Annotated in this window: 15 protein-coding genes; 5 read left to right on the forward strand and 10 right to left on the reverse strand. The window is 56.9% G+C overall.

Annotated elements, in window-relative coordinates:
* Nucleotides 1–996 carry an AMP-binding protein gene (locus NCG89_RS13945; RefSeq protein ID WP_251087167.1) on the forward strand — a complete coding sequence of 332 codons (996 nt, stop codon included), beginning with the start codon at nt 1–3 and terminating at the stop codon, nt 994–996.
* Between the two features lie 56 nt (nt 997–1,052).
* Here NCG89_RS13945 and NCG89_RS13950 read toward each other — a convergent pair whose 3' ends face one another.
* The gene (locus NCG89_RS13950) at nt 1,053–3,716 is read right to left on the reverse strand and encodes a winged helix-turn-helix domain-containing protein (protein ID WP_251087168.1); all 2,664 of its coding nucleotides are present in this window, start codon (nt 3,714–3,716) and stop codon (nt 1,053–1,055) included.
* Nucleotides 3,717–3,846: 130 nt separating this feature from the next.
* Nucleotides 3,847–4,452, reverse strand: a complete 606-nt coding sequence (locus NCG89_RS13955) for a TetR/AcrR family transcriptional regulator (protein WP_251087169.1) — start codon at nt 4,450–4,452, stop codon at nt 3,847–3,849.
* Nucleotides 4,453–4,640: 188 nt separating this feature from the next.
* Here NCG89_RS13955 and NCG89_RS13960 point away from each other — a divergent pair, with 188 nt between their 5' ends.
* Nucleotides 4,641–6,062 (forward strand): WS/DGAT/MGAT family O-acyltransferase, encoded by a 1,422-nt coding sequence (locus NCG89_RS13960; RefSeq protein WP_251087170.1) that lies wholly within the window; start codon nt 4,641–4,643, stop codon nt 6,060–6,062.
* Nucleotides 6,063–6,067: 5 nt separating this feature from the next.
* Here the strand turns inward: NCG89_RS13960 and NCG89_RS13965 are convergent, their stop codons facing one another.
* The 6 genes from NCG89_RS13965 to NCG89_RS13990 all read right to left on the reverse strand — a co-directional run bounded on the left by NCG89_RS13965 (nt 6,068) and on the right by NCG89_RS13990 (nt 11,705).
* A complete protein-coding gene (locus tag NCG89_RS13965; RefSeq protein WP_251087171.1) occupies nt 6,068–6,877 on the reverse strand; it encodes a hypothetical protein in 810 nt (269 codons plus the stop codon).
* A 29-nt stretch (nt 6,878–6,906) separates the two neighbouring features.
* Nucleotides 6,907–8,169, reverse strand: a complete 1,263-nt coding sequence (locus NCG89_RS13970) for an OmpP1/FadL family transporter (protein ID WP_251087172.1) — start codon at nt 8,167–8,169, stop codon at nt 6,907–6,909.
* Nucleotides 8,170–8,195: 26 nt separating this feature from the next.
* Nucleotides 8,196–8,480 (reverse strand): cytochrome C oxidase subunit IV family protein, encoded by a 285-nt coding sequence (locus tag NCG89_RS13975; RefSeq protein WP_251087173.1) that lies wholly within the window; start codon nt 8,478–8,480, stop codon nt 8,196–8,198.
* Between the two features lie 6 nt (nt 8,481–8,486).
* Nucleotides 8,487–9,089 (reverse strand): cytochrome c oxidase subunit 3, encoded by a 603-nt coding sequence (locus tag NCG89_RS13980; RefSeq protein ID WP_251087174.1) that lies wholly within the window; start codon nt 9,087–9,089, stop codon nt 8,487–8,489.
* 128 nt (nt 9,090–9,217) lie between these two features.
* Nucleotides 9,218–10,048, reverse strand: a complete 831-nt coding sequence (locus tag NCG89_RS13985) for a hypothetical protein (protein WP_251087175.1) — start codon at nt 10,046–10,048, stop codon at nt 9,218–9,220.
* Between the two features lie 43 nt (nt 10,049–10,091).
* Nucleotides 10,092–11,705 carry a phytoene desaturase family protein gene (locus tag NCG89_RS13990; RefSeq protein ID WP_251087176.1) on the reverse strand — a complete coding sequence of 538 codons (1,614 nt, stop codon included), beginning with the start codon at nt 11,703–11,705 and terminating at the stop codon, nt 10,092–10,094.
* Between the two features lie 355 nt (nt 11,706–12,060).
* Between NCG89_RS13990 and NCG89_RS13995 the strand changes: the two genes are divergently transcribed.
* The 3 genes from NCG89_RS13995 to NCG89_RS14005 all read left to right on the forward strand — a co-directional run bounded on the left by NCG89_RS13995 (nt 12,061) and on the right by NCG89_RS14005 (nt 17,932).
* The gene (locus tag NCG89_RS13995; protein WP_251087177.1) at nt 12,061–14,379 is read left to right on the forward strand and encodes a TonB-dependent receptor; all 2,319 of its coding nucleotides are present in this window, start codon (nt 12,061–12,063) and stop codon (nt 14,377–14,379) included.
* Between the two features lie 131 nt (nt 14,380–14,510).
* Complete coding sequence (locus tag NCG89_RS14000; protein ID WP_251087178.1) at nt 14,511–16,922, forward strand: TonB-dependent receptor; 2,412 nt, start codon at nt 14,511–14,513, stop codon at nt 16,920–16,922.
* A gap of 44 nt (nt 16,923–16,966) precedes the next feature.
* The gene (locus NCG89_RS14005; RefSeq protein ID WP_251087179.1) at nt 16,967–17,932 is read left to right on the forward strand and encodes a spirocyclase AveC family protein; all 966 of its coding nucleotides are present in this window, start codon (nt 16,967–16,969) and stop codon (nt 17,930–17,932) included.
* Between the two features lie 80 nt (nt 17,933–18,012).
* Here NCG89_RS14005 and NCG89_RS14010 read toward each other — a convergent pair whose 3' ends face one another.
* Both NCG89_RS14010 and NCG89_RS14015 read right to left on the reverse strand, forming a co-directional pair.
* Nucleotides 18,013–18,687, reverse strand: coding sequence for a hypothetical protein (locus tag NCG89_RS14010; RefSeq protein WP_251087180.1), 675 nt, complete (start codon nt 18,685–18,687; stop codon nt 18,013–18,015).
* 270 nt (nt 18,688–18,957) lie between these two features.
* Nucleotides 18,958–21,159 (reverse strand): TonB-dependent receptor, encoded by a 2,202-nt coding sequence (locus NCG89_RS14015; protein WP_251087181.1) that lies wholly within the window; start codon nt 21,157–21,159, stop codon nt 18,958–18,960.
* Nucleotides 21,160–21,353: the final 194 nt, after the last annotated feature.

Genomic DNA, 21,353 nt, shown 5'->3' on the forward strand with positions numbered 1-21,353 from the left:
ATGAACCTTGCGCAAAAAAAACTCAAGGTGGGGGTTCTATATCCCGGTGCGCTGCTGCCTGAGAAAGCTGACAAGCCCGCTGTGATTATGGCGGATAGCCGTCATCAACTAACCTACCGACAGTTGGATGCCTTCGCCAATCGGCTGGGGCGGCTGTTTCAATGGCGGGGCCTAAAGGCTGGCCAGCAGGTAGTGTATTTATGCCGTACCCGCCTGGAATGTCTCTGGTTGCAGTGGGGTGCCCACTACGCGGGGCTGCGCTATACCTTTATCGATCCCAATCTGGCGGTTGATCGCCTTCGTACCCTGCTCAGTGATTGCGCCGCCAATGCGGTGGTTGTTGATGGGCAGACGCCGGCTGAGGTGATCACCGCACTGCGCAGCATGGCGAATTCCCCCAGGGTCTATTCCCTCGACCTGGTTGCTGGCCTGCCGTTGCTGGAAGACGAAATCCTTGCCTTCGACACCGCGCCGCTGGGCAATGCACTGGAAGGGATGGCCATGGCTTGCCAGATGGCAGCGGGTGACGGGCCAAGAGCTCTCAGGGGTGATCAACGGCCTTTGCCCCTTGGTTCAACCTTGCCGCCATTTAGCCTGCCAGCGTCGGCCGCTGATCTCAGTGATGAGACGGTTTACCTGTCGCTGCTCCCCCATCACCGCTATGAGACGGTGAAGTGGTGTCAGGGGGTCTCTGCTCTCGGCGGCACGGTGGTGATGATGACGCAAGATGCGCCAGAAACCATCCTTGCCACCATCAATCGTTATCGGGTGAGCCACGGTGTGTTTGACGAAGGGACCTTCCGCGGCTTACTGGCGCTGCCGGCCAGCGTGAGAGCCCGCTATGATGTCAGCAGCCTCCGTGCTGCGGTTCACTGTGCCGGTTTGGGGTCGAGTCAACTGGCTGGGGCAATGATGCAGTGGTGGGGCCCGGTGCTTTACCAGGATCAGGCCGCTGTCACCGAGGCCGCTGTCACCCAGGAGATGGGGGCAGTCTGAGGCGCTTGGGTTAGGGGATTAATTTCTTCGGGTGTGGAATTCAACTGCCCAGGGCATCAAATAATCAGCCCCAGTCGTCGGGCAATCACCACGGCTTCGGTGCGATTACCGGCCTCCAACTTCAGGTTGATGCTGCGCAAGTGGGTGCGCACGGTGGACTCGGAAACAAACAATCGCTCGGAAATCGCAATATTTGACAGGCCCTCGGCAAGCAGGCTCAGTACCTGCAGCTCCTTCGGGGTGAGGGGGTCGTTGGGCATATTGGCGGTGGGGATTTCTCCTGCAATTGCAAACCCGGCCTTGCCGGGGGGCTGGGCTGGCGCGGGAGTGGACTGAGTCGCAGCTTGGGCGTGCTCCGGTTGCAGTTCGCGGATCAGCCCCTGTAGCTTGGGCCCCTCTTCACGCAGGGTGGAGACAAAACCTTCTTGATCGACAACTTGCAACGCCCGGCCCAAGGTTCGGCGCGCCAGATTGCGCTGCTTATCATCCTGCAATGCTTCGGCCAGTAGCAGCCGTAGCTTGAGGGCGCGGCGCACGTGCTGGGTGCGCTCGGCCTCTTTAAGCGCATCGCGTAACTGAGGGATTACCTGGCTGCCGCGGCCGCTGCGCAGGGCCAAACGAAGGCGGCTTATTTCGGGTGTCAGGGTGTCGTTGCCGACATACCAGCGGTGGTTCATGTCGGGCCACTGATAGGAATTTTCGGCGCTGCGAATGTCTTCTTCGGCGGCGTCGATATCGCCGCTATCCAGGCGAAACTTGGCCCGCTGCAAACGGGCTGATGCCACCACTCTCGGTAACTGGAGAGCGTGGCCCCGGTCTTCAAGCTCGCGCAGCAAATCCAGCGCCGTATTCTGATCTGCCCCCCACATAATGCGGGCGTGCACGGTGTGGGCGCTGATTAATGCATCAGCCGGGCCGATGTCTCTCACCAGGGGCGTGTAGGTCACCAGCAATTTTGCTGCTTCGTCGAGCTCGCCGGCCTCATAGAGGGCCTCGGCAAGATATATGGCGGCCAGGGTGATGCCCCGGCGATCTTGTTTGCGGGAGGCAGCAAAGGCCGCCATCGCATGGCGCAGGCGACCGGTGGCCAACTGCAGGTGGCCCTTCATCAAGTCCATCAGGCCTTCGGCAGACTCTGCCAGCACCGCGCCAAAGGTGCCTGCGCCCTGGGAAAACCGGCCTCGGGCGTTATCCACGAAGCGTCGAGCGGCGTCGTGGTCGCCGGTAATAATACTGGTCTGGGTCAGTGCCTGGGCCAGCATCGCGTTGGCGAAATAATGTCCCTCCTTGAGTTGCTCAAAGGCCTTGAGCCCCAGCTCGTGGGCCGTGTCAATCTCATCGACCATGCCCAGCAGCATGGGGCGTAGCACCAGAAGATTGGCTTGCTCCTCCGCGGAACCCTTATCCGGGTCCAGGCTGTCGATCAGGGTGAGCGCTTCGCGTGGGCTGCGGGTAAAGGCTACACACCACACCCGAATCAATTGCAGACTTTGTCGCTGCAGTACTTCCTCCTGAGGTAGCTCATCAATAAACCGCAGCAGCAGTCGCAATCGGCCGTCGTTTAACAGGGTGCGCAGATTCTCAAGCAACAAGTCGATGGCGGCCGCGCTTTGCCCTGCCTTAATGCGGTGACCAATCGCCGGTACCGCCCGCCCTTGGCTGACATAGGCGTCGGCGGCTCTGGCGTGCAGCCGCCTGCGGTGATCTGGGTCCTGGTCCTCGAGTTGTTTGGCGAGGAAATCCTGAAACAGGGCGTGAAAGCTGTATTGTTGGGAATGCTCGTCAACGACCTGAACAAACAGGTTGTGACGGTAGAGTTCTTGCAGCAAGGCCGGGCCATCTTCGCATTGGGTGACGGCCTCACACAGCTCGGGGTATATCTCATTGAGGATGCTGATATCCAGCAGGAATTGCCGCAGCCGCTCCGGGAGCTTGGCTAGCACATCTTCGGCCAGGTAGGACGCGACTGCCGCATTCGAGCCAGAAAACTGACTGATGGTGGCATCGGGGTCGGCATTATTTTGCAGAGCAACAGAGGCTAACCACAGTGCTGCCGCCCAGCCATCGGTGGAGTCGTGCAGTCGCTGGATCTGGATTTCGTTCAATGTCAGCTTTCGCTGCCCGAGGAGATAATCCTGGGTTTCGGTCAGGCTGAAGCGGAGGTCGTTGGCGCCAAACTCGATGAGTTCGCCGCGGGCTCTCAGGCGTGCCAGATTGAGATCGGCCTGGCGACGGGTGCCAATGACCGCCCGCGATCCTGGCGGCAGCGAATGAGTGCCACTCATGATCAGGTCGATGACCACCGGGTTGCGCAGGGCCTCGAAATTGTCAAAGTAAACGCTGGTGCAGTGCTCGGAGGATTCAATGGCGCCAATGATCCAGTCAGCCAGATCGGCGTTGCGTGAACCCTCCTCGGTAGGCGGTGCGGTGTGTATCTGGGCCTGGCTCAATGCCAAACTGAATACCCGTAAAAAACGCGACACGTCGTTGTCGTCAGGGTCGAGGGTGATCCACACTACGGCGTTGCCCATCCGCTGATCAGCCTCGGCCAGTTGCATCATTGCCGTGGTTTTGCCGAAACCGGCGGGCGCCTCGACAATGACCAGGCGTGCGCTATCCAGTTCGCTTTCGCGGCTGGTGATGGTCTGTCGACACAGTGTATTCGCGGCTTTACGCGGTCTCACCACTTTGGCTTTGGCGATTCGGGTGGGACTGGACAAGGGCTTGGCTTCCGCTGAAAGGCGTTTATGATTCGGCCGAATGCAATTGAATTTGCCTCGGGGTTGTTATCGTTTGCCAGAGTTTTTCAGAATCACCAGCGGGGGTCAATGGCGCATCTCATTCCGGCATTCAGTGGGTGCTTGAGCGAATAAAATCCATCACCGCATCGATAAATGGCCTCCGGTCGCTGGAGTTGCCGATGGTCAGATCACCCTTGATGTGACCGATGACGGGCGTCATGGTGACGAAACCCAGGATCATCGCGAAGATGGCCAATGGGGTAATACCGTCACCCTTGCCCGGATGGTAAAGATTTAACAGTTGGCGCAGCTCATCCACGACCACTTGCAGAGACGTTTCTACCAGAAAAATCTGGTTTTCCTCCCAGCCGTCGACCAGATTGCGCTGCAGCAATTTACGGTAGTCGGGGTTGTTGTCCAAGCGCTCAAACATGGCGTTAATAAATTTGATCAGCCGATGCTCGGGAGTGGCGTCGGCCTGGATTTGGTCGAGGAGCTTTTGGGCGTGGGCGCTGTACATCTCCAGTTCGACAGCCTTGAACAGGTCTTCTTTGTTGCCGAAGTGGTGATAGATAGAGGGCATGGAAAAGCCACTGGACTGGGAAATCTGTCGCATGGTGACCGCATCAAAGCCCTGGTTGGCGAATAGCTGGGTGGCAACATCGAGAATGGTTTGGCGGGCATTTTGGCCAGCAGCGGGTTTTCTGGCGCGCAAATCGACAGTCCTGTTTTTATTTCGACACGCGACTGATTTTAACTGAATTTGTTTGGTATTGCTGGTGAAATCGATCGGGTAAACCGGTTGAATTCGTCCTTTGCGACGAGCCGATCGGTTTCAGACGCCGCGAAGATAATGTCAAACAGAATCGCGCCCCAAAGCGCGTTGGAAACGGGGAAGATTTGATGACAACAGTGCCCATACCCGCTATGGATGCGGCCTGGCTCTATGTGGAAAAAAAGGCCGCACCCGCCCATTTTGGTCCGCTGCTGTTTATGCGTTGCCCCGAGGGCGAGCCGGACTTTGTACAGACGCTGTCGACCCATTGGCGGCGCCATCGTCAGTTTGCCCCGCCATTTAATTACTGCCTCGCCGATAGTCTGGTGCCGCGTTGGCAGGTGCTCGCCGACAGCGAGCTGGATATGGAGTACCACTTTCGTCACAGCGCATTACCCGCACCCGGCGGTGAGCAGGAGCTGGGGATTTTGGTGTCCCGCCTGCATTCCCAGCCCCTCGACCGCAGCCGACCCCTGTGGCAGTGTTATCTGATTGAGGGGCTCGCCGGTAATCGCTTTGCCATTTATCTCAAATTGCACCACGCCCAGATCGATGGCATGGGTGCGGCGAAACTGATGGCGCGGTGCTTTACCACCGACCCCGCTGCACGCAATATGGCGCCGCCCTGGAGTGTCGGCCCGCGCGGGGCGAGAACCGAATCGGTCAAACCGAATCCGCGTGACAAACCGCGACCTAAGTTAACCGAGTTGCTGGGCTCGGGGGCGCGTCAGGTCAATCAGGTGTCGACTGCGCTGCGGACGTTATCGCTGCAAGCCTATCTCAAGCGCAAGCACGATCTGTACGCGCCGTATCAGGGGCCAAAATCGGTATTGAACGCCCGAATTTCGCTGCACCGCCGCTATGCGACCCAGCGTTTTGCGCTGGCGGATCTGAAGGCGGTGGCCAAAGCAGGGGATGCCAAAGTCAACGATGTTTTTCTGGCCGTGATCGGCGGTGCACTGCGTCGCTATCTACTGGAGTTTGCCCTGCTGCCGAGGCTGTCGTTGGTGGGCCAAATACCGGTCAACATCCGTCCCGCCGACGACGATGGCTTGGGTAACGCCCTGAGTTTTGCCTACGCGCCGTTGGGAACGGACATTGCTGACCCGGTCGAGCGTCTGCGCGCAGTGGAACGGTCAACTGCGTCCTCTAAGGTGTTGCAAAGCCATATGGGCAGGGACGCGCTGCAAGCCTATACGGCCATTGTGTTGGCGCCTTATATCACCGAAGCGGTGTTAAATTTGGGCGGCCACTTTCGTCCCGCGGCGAATCTGGTGATCTCCAATATTCAGGGGCCCGACAAATGGCTCTATTTCAATGGCGCCAAAGTCGAGCATATCTATGGACCTTCGGTGCTGTTTCATGGACAGGCACTGAATATCACCCTGGCCAGCTATGTTGATGAAGTAAATATCGGTTTTACCGCCTGCCGGGATCGTCTGCCGTCGATGCAGAAAATTGCGGTGTACACCGGTGAGGAGTTAACCCTGCTGGCGCGGCAACTAAAGTGTTCTCTCCCCTCAGCGAAAGAGAAAGCCACAAAGTCTTAGCCGGCCTAGACGTCAGTCTCCTTGCGCCGGGGAATGCCCTGCATTTCCATGACAACCCACACGATCATGATCGAAAACGCGATGCTGGCCACACTGGCCAGTGGCAGCAAGCCGTCGGGGGCGTTGACAGTGTCGATGCCCAAGGCGTTGTACATCGGCCAACCCGATGCGGCATGGCCCATAAACGCCCCGCAGGGCATGATCGCCGGTACCAGCAGGGATCGCAGGCCGGTCAGTTTTGGCATTAACCCGTAGATTAGCAGGAAGGGCACCAGCACTGCAGCCGTGTTCGCGAAGCACCACCAGGCGGGAATATAGCCGATTTTGAAGGGCTGCTCGCCGTAATAAATCCACACGCCGAAATGCAGGGGAATCTGCTCCACCAGCGCTGCCGAAAGCACCACTGCGGCAAAACTCTTCCAGACAAAGGCCTGATTCAGGGTGCGCTGCTTCATCATCGAATAGCACATCAGGGGCAGGGCGGCGAAATACCAGATATAGCCTACCAGTACCGCCAGCGGTACAGGGTGGCCGTTAGTTGTAAGCACGTTGTACTGGCCTTCCACCGGGTGCATGGCGTTACCCAGGACATCGACGATGGGTTCGAGATACAGGGTAGTCATTGAGCCGAACAGGAGGAGCAAGGGCAGGGCGCTGCGTTCCCGTTTTGCCAGTACGATGGCGTAGGCAACAAAGACCAGCCCCGCCAAGCCGTATACCACGGTGGTGACCAGTTGGGCAGTGGCTGGCATCACCGTACCCTCAGGCGGCAGGGTATGGGTCAGGTCGAGTGCGCTCGTTGTGAGAAGAGGCATGGCGATGTGCTCCTGTATGCACCCTTGTCTCAGTGTTGGCTGAGGGTGATGTGAATGGAAAAGGACTCGTTTACCGCGGTAGAGCGCCCAAAGGGCAGGCCCGGGTTGTTATAACTTTCGCTGGTGCGGGGTTGATAGGCAAAAGCGATATCAAACCGAAGACCTTGTCGCAGTGGCGTGCCGAAACCGATCGACAGATCGTGCTGGGGAACCAGGGCAAAGCTGGGTGACAGGCTGTTACGCTCCAGCACCAGATCGTGATAGGAATAGCCGGCCCGGATCACCTTGTTCCCCGGCAGAGACTTTCCTATTCCTACGCTGTAAACCACCTCGCTACGCATGGTCAGGGTGGAGCGCTGGCGAAGGTTCTCGGCGCCCGCTGGCACAGGGCCGTCGGGATTGCTTGCCGTGAGGGTCAGCCCCCCGGTGGCGCGATGCCAGTCAAACCAGTTGGCCTCCAGGTGCAGGCGCAGGTCGGGGCGCGCTGTCCAGGCCAGGCCGGCACCAAGCTCCTGCGGCAGTTCCAGTCCGCCCATTTTGGCGTCGTTGTAGGTTACCCGGCCAAGGTTGATGGCCTCATAGTTGACCTGTAAATGGCCGCCATTGAGATCAATGTGAGACTCGGAGGTGTAATTGATGCCGAAAAGCAGATCGTCGTTGATCTGGTATTGCAGCCCCAGTTTAATATCGCCGCCCCAGCCATCGAGATTGCGCACCTTGATACCAAAAAAGGCTTGATCTTGATTTGCTACCGAGGTGTTGGCGTAGAAATCCTGCTCTGCGCTGGCGTAGTTGGTTGCCACCGCCAGGCCTACCCGCAGGCGTTCGCTGACATTCCAACTGCCGCCGAGGGAGAATTTAAACAGGGAGAACAGGGAGGCAAGGTTATCCCGGTTGCCAAAGGGCGTATTCAAACCGTTGTAGACAAACCCAAGCCCGCCGGCAACATTGACTGCCGCGCCAATAACAAGCGCATTGTCGACGCGCCAGCCGCCGCCCCAACCGAGAATAACGCCATTTTCATTGGCAAGTCGGGTTGATTTATTGAACTCGTCTTTGTGGGTAATGCGATCAATTGAAAAGGCCGACAGCGTGTAGTCCTGGCGATGCCGGCTGATGTTGCCGAGACCGGCAGGGTTGGCGATGAGCGCATTCCCCCCGGCCACGTGGGAGATATCTGCGCCGCCCAGACCCGTCGAAGTGGCTCCATAGCCCGTCAGATAAATTCCATTGGCGGCGTGGCAGAGCGGCGCTGTCAGCGCGGCGAAGAGACCAATGCAATATTTTTTCATCTTGTTATGTAATGCTTCTGTTTGCTTCAAGTTGCAAAGTAGCCGCTGCCTGAAACGATAATTATGGCGCAGCTGCCCAACACCCAGCATTCACAGGACAGTCGCAGGGTGGTTGGCGCACCTGCCACTTCCATAAAGTGGATAATCACCAGGCGTGCTTTGTAAAAGGCCAGCAGCATAATGGTGCTCATTTCAAAAAAGGCACTGTCGGCCACCAGCCCGTGGTGGGTACCCAGTACCCAGGAAGCCAGTGTGATCAGCATCAACGCCAGCCACACCACGGACTCTTTGCAGAAAATAAGTTCGCGCATGGTTCCTCAGGGCAATAGGTAGATGAGGGGAAAGATTACCAGCCACAGCAGGTCGACCATATGCCAGTAAATGCCGCCGCACTCGAGATTGCTGATGTCCTGCTCGTTCAGCTTTTTGGCCCGGCGCAGGCTGAAAAAAAAGTACAACAACAGCGGCACACCGAGCAGCACATGGAAGTAGTGCATGCCGGTGACCAGATAATAGAAAATCCAGAAATCGTTGGTCAGGAAGGTAATGCCGAGCTCGGTTTTGTCGACGTATTCCATTCCCTTCAGCCACAGAAAGCCGCTGCCAAGGAGGGTGGCCAGCAGCATCAGCCAGGAGCCCTGACGGAGCAGACCGCGCTTGGCGGCGCGCAGGGCCAGTGCCACCATCCACGAGCTGCACAACAGCAGGATGGTATTGGCGGTGCCTGCCTGCACATCCAGCAATGCCTGGGCTTGCTGAAATACCGCGGCATCATTCACTCGGTAGTAGGCAAAGAAGCCGAAGAACAGCGAGAAGCAGCACATGTCACCGAGGATAAACATCCACACCAGTTCATCGCCGGGAAGATGGCGTGTTTTCTTGGTAACGGGTTCTAATGGAATTTCGTTGGCGCTGTTCATATCTGACGCTTGTGTGATCACATCGGCTACCTTCGCAGGCGGCCGATGTCAGAATTGAAAACCGGATAATGAAAGCCCCGCCGCAGTCGGCGGGGTTTCATTATGATTGGCGCTTCAGGCCTCGCCTATTAGGCGTGAGCCAACTTGCTGCGCAGGGCGCCAACCGGATCATTGGCCGGGGCAGAGGCAACCAGCGCGGCCGCAAAGCGGACCACCATCAGGCACATTACCAGCGACAGCAGGGTCAGCAGGCGGGTCGCGATCCAGGGCATATCCCAGTTGAGGGACATAAAGTAGGGCCAGGCGGTCATGCCGTAGGAGGCGCCCATGGCCACGATGACCGAGGGTATGAGGAACAGCCGGTTCCAGCCTTTCAGGTAGGGCTCAATCAGGTAGACCAGTACACCCACCATCAGCATCGAGGTGCCATTGAGCCAGCCCCAGGCCAGCGGGAAGCCAAAGATTTTGAAGGAGGCGTCGCCGTAGTAGATGTAAGCCTGGGTGGCGGTGCCGGGGATTTCCATAATGACATCGGTCATGGAGATCAGCAGCCAGGTAATGAACAGACCTTTTACGTCCAGGCCGGCCTTCATCCGGGTATAGGCCCAGTAGCCAGTCATGGCGATAAAGAAGACATAGCAGGGCGGAATCAGGTAGGGAATGTTCAGGTCATAACCGACAAAGGACGGTCCGGGCAGGTTGGTGGGCCACCACAGATGACCGAGGTGATCGAGCATGGGCTCAAGCAGGGAGCAGATGAAGCCGCCGATGATGAGCAGCAGCGGGATATCGTTCTGCTTCTTGAAATAGCAGTACAGGGCCCAGGGAATCACGGCGATACCGAAGCCGCCGGCCCAGATGGTGAACAGGTTGCCCACCAGTTCGTTGGCCATGTAGTCCTCGGGCACGGGGAGAATCTCTCCCGGCACGGTTTGCATCATTTTATCGACAAATGACATGGTTACTTTCCTCTTTATTGCTGTTCGCTAGGCGATTTGGGTGTTATCGGAAATTTTTAACTGCTGTGAGTGCGGCGTTACGTCCCGGCATACCGCAGATCCCGGCGCTGGGGTGGGTGCCCGAGCCGCTCAGGAAGAGCCCCTTCACAGGGGTCTTGTAGCCGCCCAGTCCATAGGCCGGACGGCCGGGACCAAAACGGGTGACATAGGGGTCAACGTGGTAGACGCTGCCATCAATAGCGTGGAAGCGCTTTTCAATATCCGGCGGCGCCAGCGGGCGACGGGCGATCTCCAGCTCTTCAATACCCTCGTAATACTTGTTGGAATCGGCCACTACCATATTGGTGATCTGCTCCCGGGCCTTTTCCCAGCCGATGCGGGGGTTGAAGGGCACCAGGCCGGACCAGAACCAGTAGGTGTCGTGACCCTCGGGGGCCATCTTGGGATCAAAGGCGGTGGTGACCTGGCCGAGACCGGCGATGATTTCCGGAATTTCGCCGCGCACACAGTCCTGATAGGCCTGAATACCCTGCTTGTAGGTGGCCCACTGCAGGGTCGGCAGGCGCAGGTCGGCATCCCAGCCCCGCTTTTTGCGCCACTCGGAGTGACGGCGCGGCTCGATGCGGCCCTTCAGGGCGATGTTCAATTTGTAGTCGGCAATACCCCGATTGCTGGTGGGGATGTGCTTGGCTTTGTTGGCCATCGGCGCGTCCAGCGTGCCTTCGGGTAGCAGATGGTTGAGCACCATTTTCGGGCTGAAGCCGGTGACCACGCCGTGCTTGGCGAAAATTTCCTCACCACCGATCAGACGCACTCCGGCGGCGCGGCCGTCCTTAACGATAATCTGCTCAACTTTGGCGCTGGTGCGCACGCTGCCGCCGGCATCTTCCAGGCAGCGGATCAAGGCCTTGGGAAAGGCGCCGGTGCCACCCTCAAACATGGTGATGCCGGTGCTCTGCAGGGCCGACAGATAAATCATGCAGAACGCGCTCAGGTCTGAGCGAAACTCCATGAACGGCAGCCCGGTAAGCAGGCAGGCCCGGACAATGTCGGACTCAAACATCTCTTCCAGCACTTCCGCGTGACCCTTGGTCATCAGGCGAACGATGGCGGGAATATGCCGGGCGTGGCGGATGGCGCCGCCCATGGTGCGCAGCACCGCCGAGGGAGCCGGGCGGTAGCAGTTGGTGTTCATCAGCGGCAAGCCAATGCGCATGGCCCGGTCGATGGTGTTGGACAGGTCCAGCCAGGCCTGGGCGTCTTTCTTGGAGAAGTATTTAATCTCTTCTGCGGTTTGCAGAGGGTTGTTCCACATGCCGATGGACTCGTCACCCTCGGAATTGAGCTGGACGTGGCAGGGGTCGATGCGGCGCTGGCGCAGCCCGTATTTGGTCTCCAGCTCCAGCTCCTTGGCAATCGGTGACAGACGGAACAGAGAGGCGTGGATGGAGGCTTCATTGATCATATGGTCCGGGGCTTCCGGCGCCATAGGATTGGTGGCGGTCATGCCGCCGGCGGTTTCGTGGGCCTCAACCACCAGGGTTTTCAGGCCCGCCCGGGCCAGGTAGCAGGCGGCTACCAGGCCGTTGTGGCCGGCGCCAGCGACAATCACATCAATATCTTTCATCGCCGGAGAGGCTGTTTGATCGGCTTGCATTGCGTGTCCTCGTGGAGCTACCCCAATGGCTTTTTGCGCTATTTGGCCTGTCGTTCCCGCCCGGGGCGAGGGCGGGATCGCTGTTATAGGTTATATAGCGTTCGTTATAGTGGCGAAAGTGTAGCTAGCATGCCGCGCCAAAGTCAATGGCGGGTCTCCTCATTTTCGCGAGAGTTATGGTGCGCTAAGGGGTGGCGGGAAAAATCGTCGGAACCGACGAGCAGCCAAATTCATCCGTCGACAAGAATGGGTAACTTCTAAAAAAAGCGTTTGTCCTGCCCGGTATGGCTGTGATGGTTTTCGGGATGGAGGGCTGCTACCCAATATAATAAGTCAGTCTAGGAGCCTTTGCGGAATGCCCAATCTCAACAAAATCTACCTCTGCCTAGTTGTTAGCAGTGTGCCAATGGCCGGTGTTGCCCAGCAACCGGATGAGGGTGAGCGCCGGGCCAACCGGATGCTTGAAGAGGTGGTGGTGACGGCCCAGAAACGGGAGGAAAAGGCCCAAGAAGTGCCCATCGCGATTCAGGCCTTCAGTGCTGAAAAGCTGGATGCGGTGGGCATTGAAAGCGCTCAGCAGCTGGAAAAGATCACGCCGGGACTGACTATTACGAATGCTGCCGGCTTCAATATCGCTTACTTGCGCGGTGTGGGTACCGATGCCTTCCTGCCCGGTGCTGACCCCAGTGTTCCGTTTTATCTGGATGGTGTTGCCATGCTGGCGGCCCAGGGGACGACAGATACCCTGGGTCGAGTAGAGCGGGTGGAGGTGCTGAAGGGACCCCAAGGTACTCTGTTTGGCCGCAACGCTACCGGCGGCGCCATTAATATCGTCACCCCTGAGCCCAATCAGGAATTCTTGGTCGATGTGAAGCTGGAGAAAGCGGATTACGGCGAGAAGAACGCCCAAGTCTATTTTAACGTTCCGCTGGGCGAGACCTTTGCGGCCACCCTGAGCTACTTTGATACCCGCCGCGACAACTACTACAGCAATGACGCCGGCCCGGTGATTGATGTGTATTCCAGGGGCGGACGGGCCAAGCTGCGCTGGGACATCAGCGATACCCTGACGCTGACCCTGGCGGGCTCGAAACAGGAGGGCGCCAACAACGGCGGCCTGTCCTTTGAAAATACCCGGGTGTCGCCGGCCTTTTCGGCGGTGTTGCCCCAGGACCCCAAGGCAGACCGCAAGGTGAGCCTGGACTCCATGGCAGGTTCCGAGTTTGAAAGCGAACTTTACTCGGCTACTCTGAATTGGGTCACCGGTCTGGCCGACTTGAAACTGATTCTGTCCGACCAGACGGTGGCAGCACCCTTTGTGCGTGCCGACTTTGATAAGAGCGCCCTTCCCATCGTCAATATTGAGTCGATTGTGCAAGAGTCCCTGCAGGAAACCGCCGAGCTGCAAATCTTATCCAACGCCGAGTCCCCTTTTGCCGAGCACATGGAGTGGGTTGCCGGGCTTTACTACATTGAATCCTCGGGTGGTTTTGATCCCATTGCCTTCGACGTCTTGCCGGGTGCCTTCACGACCCTGCCGATTCCGCTGGGTGCCGAACTCGGCGGCCTGCTCGATACGATCACTAACCTGGTGGGTGTTCAGGACCTGTCAGACGGTGCCCGGGTATTGGCTTACGGCGTGCTGGCCAGCGAGGCCTATTCGGCCTACGCCCAGGCGACCTATTTCGTCTCGCCGGAAGTTGATCTGACCGTCGGGCTGCGCTATCAGGAAGAGACCCGTAATCTGGAAAATGCCAAGGCAGAAGTACAGGGCGAGAATGGCAATAATATCCTCATCCGAGAGGACAATCCGCCAGAGCTTGAAGCCGAACAGTTATCGCCGAAAGTTGCTTTGCAATGGCGCCCCGGAGGTGGTGACAACCAGATTTACGCGTCCTGGGCCCGAGCCTTTAAAAGTCCGACATACAACACGGTTAATCTGTTAGATGCGCCGGAAAAGGTCGACGAGGAGCAAGTGGATTCCTACGAGCTGGGCTTTAAAAGTCAGTGGTTTAACGGCGGGCTTACTCTCAACGGTGCCATCTTTCTGATTGAGCAGGAAAATTTGCTAACCGGCTTTGTGGCACTGGCCTCCGGTGGCGTGGTGAACTACGACAACGCCGGCAACTCGGAAATTCGCGGGGCTGAATTCGATTTTACCTGGGCACCGATGCCGGATTGGAACCCAGGGCTGGTGTTATTTGGTGGTGCTACCTATCTCGATTCCGAGTACACCGAATACAAAGAGGGTCGTGGCTATGATGAGGATACCGGCCTGGCCTTTGGTAACGGGGGTACCTTCCCACTGCCGGCACGGGACTTCAGCGGCAACAAGATTGTTCGCACGCCAGATCTCACCTATACCTTTGGCTTTAACCAGAACATTTACATTGGCGGCGGCTCCGCAATCGAAGTGGGCGCCGACATTTATTACAACGACGGCTTTTTCTTTCTGCCGCAGAATTCGGATCTTTACGCACGTGAGTCCTACAGCTTGGTCAATGCTCGGGTGAGCTACTTCTATGAGCCATGGCGGCTGCAGTTGACCTTGTTTGGCGAGAACGTGGCGGATGAAACTTACAATGAGGTGGTGTTTGTTGACGACTTTGGTCGTAACCAGGTACTCAACTCGCCGGCGATTTATGGTGCTCGGGTTAAGTGGAGCTTTGAGTAAAGCAGGTGAAAGGGAGCATCTTCAGCCATGTGGCGGAGTCAGTCTCCCCAGATAGCCAGCTCCTGACCCTGAGTTTTATTTGGACAGCAAGATAAAAAATACGCACGTACGATGTTTTTGGGGTGAAAATTATGAAACGCGAAGTAACAGTAGCGGTGCTTCTTTCGGCTATCTCGGCGGGATGGTCTGCCGCTGTATTGGCGCAAGCTGAAAAGGCTGTGCCGCTGAATTCGGCCAATCAAAGCGGCAGCGCAGCGCCGAAGAAAAATCGTCTTTTGGAAGAGGTCGTAGTGACGGCTCAAAAGCGCGAGGAGCGCTTACAAGATGTGCCAATCGCTATTCAGGCCTTTAGCCGGGAAAAAATGGAAGCACTGGGTATTCAGACGGTACAGGACATTCAGCTTGCCACTCCAGGATTCACGGTGACCAATGCAGCTGGCTTTAATATCACCTTCCTGCGTGGCGTTGGATCCGATGCCTTTTTGCCTGGGGTCGATTCCAGCGTGCCATTCTACCTTGATAGTGTGCCTCTGCTAGCGGGCCAGGGTACTTCAGATGCACTTGGCCGTGTGGAGCGAGTTGAGGTTCTAAAGGGGCCCCAGGGAACGCTGTTTGGCCGTAATGCCACCGGGGGGGCAATCAGTATTGTTACGCCAGATCCAGACCAAGAGTTTTATGGTGACCTAAAGCTTGAAGGTGGAAACCACGATATGTACGGCGGTACGGGCTTTATCAATGTACCGATAACAGACGGCATCGCCTTCAATGCGTCGGCATTTCACAGTCGTCGAGATCAATTCCTAAGTAATAACAGCACCGGTCGTTTGCCGCCCTATCTGGAGTCCAAAGGTCAGCGCATAAAAGTGCGTTTTGATCTGACTGATACCCTGTTCTTAACGGTACATGCTTCTAAGCAGTTTATAACCAGTAATTGTGCATTGGCGTTCCAAAATCTCAAGCCCGCAGTCATTATTGGCGGGGATGCGGCGGTCGACAAGGATGAACGATTTGATCGCACGGTGACGCTGGATGGCGATGCCGGGTGCGAGAACGAGAACTATATGTTTGGCGGTACACTGGAATGGGACGCTGAGTACTTTACCAGCAAATTGATTACCTCGCGCCAGAAGGTAACCGCGCATCGGGTAGATGGACCTTTTGACGGCACCGGTGTGGCGATAGCGGATGCCCATGGGGGGCGTCAAGGCGAATTTGGTAGCGACAATTACATTGAGCAGGATACCGCTGAGCTGCAGTTTGTCTCCAACGAAAATTCGCCGTATGCACAGTATGTGGATTGGGCTGCTGGTTTTTTCTACCTTAAATCGCTGGGCGGGTTTCGGCCGATTGTTTTTAATGTGGCGCCGAATATTTTGAACGAACTTTTGCCTTCAATCGGCGGGGCAGTGACCAATCCCCTAAATGAAATATTGGCGACGCTCAATCTGCCACCGATATTGGGTGAAACTGGCGTGCAGCTGGCGAACTACGGCTTGATGTATAGCGAATCATTTTCTGTTTACGCGCAGCCGACCTTTCACTTGACCGATACGCTGGATTTGACCACTGGTGTTCGTTATCAAAATGAAGTTCGTGAACTAGAAGGCTCTCGCACCAGTTATCTGTTGGACGATGGTACTGAGGTGGAGCTGCCATTACCCCAGGGCGCTCAGGAGCAGCTCACACCAGAACAAGTGTCACTTCGCTTTGCGCTGCAGTGGCGACCTTTTGATGATGACACCCAGATTTATACCTCTTGGGCGAGGGGGTGGAAAAACCCGACCTACAATACGGTTAACTTGCTGGGTGATTTGTTTGGAACGATGGTCGCTCTCGAAGCTGAACGGGTTGATACCACCGAACTCGGTATTAAAACCAAGTTGTTTGATAACGCCTTGTCACTCAATGGTGCGATTTTTTATACCGAACAAAAAGACCCACTGGTCAGTAATGTATCTATTCCCTCCGGCGGGGTGGCTAACTTTACCAACGCAGGTGGTGCAAGAATCACCGGTGTTGACGGTGATTTTCTCTGGGTGCCATTGCAAGAAAGCAATCCTGGCCTGGTGGTTACGGGCGCGTTCTCCTATCTTGACGCCTTCTTTACCGATTTTAAGAATGGCCGTGGGTATGACGATGACACCGGCCTTGGGTTTGGTAATGGTGGCGCCAATCTGCCGCCCCGTGATTTGAGCGGAAATCGTATCCCGCGAGTGCCCAAATTTGAGTACAACCTTGGGGTGAGCCAGCGCATTGATTTCAATATTGATCATGCTGTAGAGGTCGGAGCCGATATGTCTTACAGCAGTGGCTTCTTTTTCTTGGCCCAGGAGTCAGAATTGTCTAAACGGGAGGAGCTTTACCTGGCGAATGCGAGGATGTCTTACTTCTACCAGCCGTGGGATTTCGAGCTGACTGCCTTCGTGAACAATATTGAAGACAAGCTCTACGTCGACAATGCCTTCGTCACCGATTTTGGTTCCGCAGTCATGGCGAATGACAACGTCCGCTTGTATGGCCTGCGTGCCAAAGTGTCCTTCTAATAAGACCTAAAAGGCCTTTTATCAAGATCATAGAGGAGAGTAGCGTGAAGACTTCCACACCTCACTACAGCGCGCCGGTCGCGGCGTCTTCCCAGGCCGGCGTGGCGCCCATTGTTTGGTGGGCCGCTGCGGGCGCGATTTGCTTCGCGTTTTCTGCCTATGTATTCGGGCAATGGTTTCTTTCCGACACCGCCTTTGCTGCGGTGCCAATTGGCCCGGAGGACGCGATTTCTGATGCCGCTCTTTTGAAAATTCGCGCGGTGGAAGTCGTCAGCACCCTGGTCGCGCTGGCGGCGCTTTACTGGTACTGCCTGCGCCCGGTGTTGGGCGGTCAGAAGATGACCATGGAGGGCCTGTTATTGTTGGGCGCCCTAGTTAGCTATGTGCTCGATACTAGCATTAACTATTTTGGCTACTACATGGCTTGGAATAAACACGCGATTAATTTCGGTACCTGGGGCGGTTTCTTTCCCGGACACGTGGGTCCAACAAACTATGCCGAGGCCTGGTTCTGGGGGCCGCCGATGTATATCTACTTTGGGGTGGCGCTGGCCAGTATTCAGTTGGCGGCAATGGGGGCGATTCGACGCCTGTCGAACTGTGGTTTTCTGATTGCGATGCTGCTGTCCTTTCCCATCGTATTCTTGTTTGACCTGATTGCCGAATCCATCATCATTCGCCTGGGGGCATACGCCTGGCCAGAGACTGTGGGCGCGTTAACCCTTTGGAAGGGGGAGATCTATCAGTTTCCCCTCTATGAGTCGTTTCTTGTTGGGGTGTATGCCTGTATGTACAGCGCCCTGATGCACTACCGGGACGCACAGGGCCTGACCTGGATCGAGCGAGGAGTGGATCGCTTTGCGGGCGGTCTGCAGCTGCCGCTGCGCTTTTTTGCCGCCTGTGGCTTCGCCTTCTTGTGCACGTTTATCTACTTTTTTGGCTTCAACCTGTTTTCAGCTTTCGCCGATAACACGGTGACAATGCCCTCTTACCTGATGTATGCCGACTAAGTTGGCAATCCTGTTGCCGGGCCAAAAAAAACCGACTTAAGAAGTCGGTTTTTTTATTTTCAGCATTGGCAGAAAGTTGCTTATAAGCCGAGGATTTGCCCCACTTGCGCGTCAAACAGCAAGGCACCACCGAGTAAACCATCGATCAGCGGGCGGCCGGCATCGCCGAGCGCCAACAGGTCGCCGACCGGAATGGCGTCAACCCCCAGCCCGAGGATAGGCCCGACCGGCGCTAACAGAATCTCAGTGGGGTTAACGTCACCACCGGAAAAACCGCCGTCAGAAAAGCTCGAAGCAAAGCCACCCGCTGACAGGTCGGGGAGATCAAACTGCACAAAGGATACTGCCAAATTTGGCACAATGGACACGACGGGATTCAATGCTGCCAGTCCATCTCCCGCGGGTAGCGTGCCCAACAAAATTTCAATGAAAGGGCCACCCAGGGCGACCAGATCACTGACGGGCAGTGCGTCCAGGCCGGGAATGCCGCTCTCCAGACCGGGGATGCTGCCGGTAAGGTTGGGTAAGCTGCCGAAGCTGGTGAGCCCTAAACCACCCAGGTCGAGGGCATCCAAGGCCAGTCCATCCAGGGCAAGTGTATCGAGGGGCAGTGCGCCGAGACTCAGTGCATCAAGGCCAAGAGAAAGCCCGCCAGAGGCGCCGAGCAAGCCATCGAGGCCCGGAATTTGTGCCTCGCTCATTGGGGTGGCGGCCACGCCAAGCCCGAATGCCAAGGCCATACTACATTTTTTCATTGAGATCATGGTGCGCTCCGAAATAGCCGGCGTTGCCCGCGTTATGCGGTGCCGTTTGATTATTTTTAGATGTGATACTGCCGCTATGGGTTTTCGTTATTCTGTCGTTGAGTGTACGCCCCCTCATCGTCGGATTCGACGATGAGGGGGCCATTTTTTGCTTGCAGGGGTAGAAATGAGACCTGTATCTCTCATTGCTGCGCCACGCTGTAAATTGAGATTCAGCGGGACTGCCGTGGCCATTATTTTCTCTGCTGCCACTGGTGGGCATCAGAAGCTCCACTTCGCTCTAACCCCATATTTGCGCGGCGGCGCCAGCGTTCGGCCGGGCCCGAAATCGAGATTGACCGCACTGGCATAAAAACGCTCGTCGGTGAGGTTTTCACCGTATAGCGTGATTTGCAAACCGTATGGGTCGTAGAAATAGGCGAGCCGAGCGCCAATGAGCTGAAAGGAGGGTTGTTCTACCAGCGAGGTATTCTGGGCACTGAAGAAGGACCCGGCGTTGTAGTAGACATCGGCAGCCAATTCCAATGCGCCCCAATTATCGGGCAGGGGAAGGTACTGAACGACGGTGGCCGAGGCTGTCCAGTCGGGAGTGTTGACGATGTCGTTGCCGGAAAAATCCCGGGCGGGCAGGCTGATGGCATCGGGGCCAAAGGGTAGACCGGTGCTTTCGTCAAAGCCTCTGCCGTCGGCGTAGTTTTCGTATTTTGCGTCCAGGTAGGTCGCCCCGGCGATCAAGGCCAGCCCGGGGTTCAGCTCTGGTAAGGGCTGAATCTGGGCGCTGATTTCGGCCCCTTTGATCTTGCCGTCGCCGCCGTTATAAAAATTGACGGCACCGCCCGAGGCCAGTGAGGTAATGGCGGTGATGATGTCTTTGCGTTCGGTGTAGAAGAGGGCGCCTTCCAGACTGAGGGTATCGTCAAGCCAACTGCCTTTGAATCCCAGTTCGTAGGCCCGGTCCTCTTCCTGGTCAACAAAGGTCGGGGCAACCAAGAAATTGACCGTATTGTAGGTCGGGCTCAAATAGCCAACCGCATAAGAGGTGTAGATTTGCCCCTGATCAAAATTCCATTTGAGAGAAACCCGGGGGCTGACCCGCTCGGTGGTTGCCTCGGGCACCTCGAAATTGATAATGGGGAGCAGCCCACCTTCATCTGGCAATACGGCGCTCAAGCGTGACCCTGCTACATTGCGGCTTTCGGTGTCGTAACGCAGGCCGAGGCTAAAATCCAGTGACCAGGGAAGCATCACTGTGCCCTCGGCGAAGGCGGACAGAGACTCCGTTTCCAGCACGCCATTGGAGGACAGCGCCAGATCCTGATCCAGCAACTCGTTTAGCGGTGTTGGCAAGGTGATCGGCAAGGGCAGGCCATTCTCCAGGAGGTTGCTGCCAAATCGCAGGTAAAGTGGGTCATAACCACCCGCAGACTCCAGATAATACATGCCAGCCACCCAGACCAGATGATCGGCCCAGGGGGAGTCCGCGTTCGATTCTATCCGCATCTCCAGGGTTTTTTGCTCTACGAACTGGCGCTGTACCTCGGCAACGAAAAGGGGGCTGCTGGTGTAATCGAGATCACCGATGCCGTAGGGCACGATCAACTCCTGGTCTGATGCCAGGGCAATGAAATTGAAGGCCGGCAGGGTCCAGTCCATTCTGGCGGAAACGAGGGTTCGCTCGGATTCGAAGCCGGAATCGGTGTTGTGGGCCACGTGATAGTCGAATTCTGGATCAGGGCTGCATACAGCGCAGAGCAGGTAGGGGTTGGCTCCTTCCGAGGTGAGTCCCCCGGAAGATTGCCCCGACTCTTTCGCCGCCGCGAAGCTGATGGCGAGATCCTCGTTCGCCCACCACTTGAGTTTTATGCGCCCGGCGGTCAGTTCCTCATCATAGACCTCTCCGCCCAGGTCATTGGTGTAGATCGGCTCTTGATTGCGGTAGGTGCCAGAGACGGTCGCCGCCAGACCTTCCACAATGGGCAGGTTGAGGAACAGACTGGTGGAGATTGCCTCGGCGTCGACTAGATTGAATTGTCCCCGGTCCAGCTTCAGCTCGCCAAAAAAGCCGGATTCGTCGGGCTCGGGGGTAATAATGCGAATTGCGCCGCCGAGGGCATTACGACCGAACAGCGTGCCCTGTGGACCTTTCAAGACCTCCACCCGCTCAATGGCCACCAGCGAGTCGATGGAGCCTTGCGCGGCGAGTTGATTGATGTCGTCAACATAGATTGGCACGCTGGGATCTGCCGAGGGTAAAAAGGCCTCGGAGCCGATGCCGCGCAGGAAGGCAATGTAGTAGCCAAAGGTATTGGCGAACACCAGTCCCGGTGTGATTTTGGTCAGACCCTGGGCCGATTCCACACCTGCGGCATCCAGCTTTTCAGCCGAAAAAGCAGCGATTGCAATGGGTACGTCCTGAGCATTTTCTTCGCGCTTTCTGGCGGTCACCACCACCTCTTCTACCATGCGGTTACCGCGAGCTTTTTCTGCGGGCTCAGGCGTCGCCTTGGTCTGGGAAAGGGCTCCGGGCGATGCAAGGAGAAAAGCGTAAAAGCTGAATGCGACACATGCCGTCCTGAACTGCGGCTGTGGTATGTGGCGTCGGCGATTGGGTCCAGAATTCATGGTGCCTTCCCTAGCTTGTTCTTATAGAGGGTAGC

The organism is Spongiibacter taiwanensis (assembly GCF_023702635.1).
Taxonomy (GTDB): domain Bacteria; phylum Pseudomonadota; class Gammaproteobacteria; order Pseudomonadales; family Spongiibacteraceae; genus Spongiibacter; species Spongiibacter taiwanensis.

Excerpts from the sequence above, each read along its gene's own strand:
- NCG89_RS13985 (WP_251087175.1), bottom strand. The coding sequence starts at position 10,048 with ATGTCATTTGTCGATAAAATGATGCAAACCGTGCCGGGAGAGATTCTC.
- NCG89_RS13970 (WP_251087172.1), bottom strand. The coding sequence starts at position 8,169 with ATGAAAAAATATTGCATTGGTCTCTTCGCCGCGCTGACAGCGCCGCTC.
- NCG89_RS13980 (WP_251087174.1), bottom strand. The coding sequence starts at position 9,089 with ATGAACAGCGCCAACGAAATTCCATTAGAACCCGTTACCAAGAAAACA.
- NCG89_RS13990 (WP_251087176.1), bottom strand. The coding sequence starts at position 11,705 with ATGCAAGCCGATCAAACAGCCTCTCCGGCGATGAAAGATATTGATGTG.
- NCG89_RS13945 (WP_251087167.1), top strand. The coding sequence starts at position 1 with ATGAACCTTGCGCAAAAAAAACTCAAGGTGGGGGTTCTATATCCCGGT.
- NCG89_RS13975 (WP_251087173.1), bottom strand. The coding sequence starts at position 8,480 with ATGCGCGAACTTATTTTCTGCAAAGAGTCCGTGGTGTGGCTGGCGTTG.
- NCG89_RS13960 (WP_251087170.1), top strand. The coding sequence starts at position 4,641 with ATGACAACAGTGCCCATACCCGCTATGGATGCGGCCTGGCTCTATGTG.
- NCG89_RS13995 (WP_251087177.1), top strand. The coding sequence starts at position 12,061 with ATGCCCAATCTCAACAAAATCTACCTCTGCCTAGTTGTTAGCAGTGTG.
- NCG89_RS13965 (WP_251087171.1), bottom strand. The coding sequence starts at position 6,877 with ATGCCTCTTCTCACAACGAGCGCACTCGACCTGACCCATACCCTGCCG.
- NCG89_RS14000 (WP_251087178.1), top strand. The coding sequence starts at position 14,511 with ATGAAACGCGAAGTAACAGTAGCGGTGCTTCTTTCGGCTATCTCGGCG.
- NCG89_RS14015 (WP_251087181.1), bottom strand. The coding sequence starts at position 21,159 with ATGGTAGAAGAGGTGGTGGTGACCGCCAGAAAGCGCGAAGAAAATGCT.
- NCG89_RS14010 (WP_251087180.1), bottom strand. The coding sequence starts at position 18,687 with ATGAAAAAATGTAGTATGGCCTTGGCATTCGGGCTTGGCGTGGCCGCC.